The sequence below is a fragment of the Psychrobacter sp. TB55-MNA-CIBAN-0194 genome (genome assembly GCF_040309505.1).
In the GTDB taxonomy this organism is placed as follows: Bacteria; Pseudomonadota; Gammaproteobacteria; order Pseudomonadales; family Moraxellaceae; genus Psychrobacter; species Psychrobacter fozii.
This window is the reverse complement of record NZ_JBEOOW010000210.1, coordinates 1-278: the sequence shown is the minus strand read 5'-3', so window position 1 is coordinate 278 and position 278 is coordinate 1. Positions and strand designations below refer to the sequence as shown.

At 47.5% G+C, this 278-nt stretch carries 1 protein-coding gene; it reads right to left on the bottom strand.

Features of this window, described 5'->3' with window-relative positions; genetic code table 11:
* Positions 1-278: IucA/IucC family protein (locus tag AAEY75_RS14860; RefSeq protein WP_352260001.1), on the bottom strand; the 278-nt coding region annotated here is incomplete at both ends.

Genomic DNA, 278 nt, shown 5'->3' with positions numbered 1-278 from the left:
GGTGTGTTGAAACCAGTAACCATCATAAATGGTTGAGGGCTTAATTAAGCGCACGTTTTTATTGCCTAAGGTGCGGACAATGAGCGGTATTTTAATATGAACATTTGGGTTAGCCCAGCACACTCCCGTGCGCACAGATAAGGTTGGTTGTACGCTTAGCGCAGACTTGGGTGCCAATATAAGTTGCCGCGTATCATCCTTGAAAGCATGCTGTTGCAGCAGCGGCAGGGTTAACGGATGTACTGGAAATAGATGATGCGTCTGTTGGAGGTCAGGAC